We start from the raw sequence: 619 nt of genomic DNA, 5'->3' as shown, positions 1-619 counted from the left end.
ATGTAAAATATTCTAAAATTAAACTTTGATAAAATAAAAAAACTCTTAGCATAAGCTAAGAGTTTTTTAAACTGGCGGGAATAACAGGGCTCGAACCTGTGACCCATTGATTAACAGTCAATTGCTCTACCTACTGAGCCATATTCCCATATATTTCGGATAGGGTRGGATTCGAACCCACGGTGCGTTTCCGCATCACTGGTTTTCAAGACCAGCTNNNTAAACCACTCGGACACCTCTCCGTTACAATTATTATTTTATTAAATTTATTTGTATTCGTCAATAGTTTTTTTAGAAAAATTTACAAATTATAAAATTATATAAGTTTTTAGTTTATTTTTTATGTGATAAAGTTACAGCTAAATTTACCAAAATAACYCTTAAGTCTTGTGAATCTATTTTTTTGCTTGTATCAAATTCTTTACAAGCATGTCTAAAGTTTAGAATATCTATTACTTCATTTCTTTTCATAGCAAGGCTCCTTTATGTATTAAATTTATAAGTATAGTAGCATAGATTAAATGAATATTAAAGCGTCATAAATCGTATAAATAAAACTTTATAGAATAAAAAATATGTATAGCAATAAATCTAATTTGTATATRRRTAATACCATAAA

1 protein-coding gene and 2 tRNA genes are annotated in these 619 nt (G+C 27.3%); all 3 read right to left on the bottom strand.

Annotated features, from left to right (window positions below):
- Positions 1-72: 72 nt before the first annotated feature.
- The 3 genes from G3997_RS05370 to G3997_RS05360 all read right to left on the bottom strand — a co-directional run bounded on the left by G3997_RS05370 (position 73) and on the right by G3997_RS05360 (position 471).
- A tRNA-Asn gene (locus G3997_RS05370) sits at positions 73-148 on the bottom strand.
- An 8-nt stretch (positions 149-156) separates the two neighbouring features.
- Positions 157-242: transfer RNA gene (locus tag G3997_RS05365), tRNA-Ser, on the bottom strand.
- Between the two features lie 91 nt (positions 243-333).
- The gene (locus G3997_RS05360; protein WP_296644087.1) at positions 334-471 is read right to left on the bottom strand and encodes a hypothetical protein; all 138 of its coding nucleotides are present in this window, start codon (positions 469-471) and stop codon (positions 334-336) included.
- Positions 472-619: the final 148 nt, after the last annotated feature.

Origin of the sequence: Romboutsia sp. 13368 (assembly GCF_018336475.1) — a bacterium.
Lineage (GTDB): Bacteria > Bacillota > Clostridia > Peptostreptococcales > Peptostreptococcaceae > Romboutsia.
Note: the sequence above shows the minus strand (reverse complement) of the source record. Positions and strands in the feature narration are given on the sequence as shown.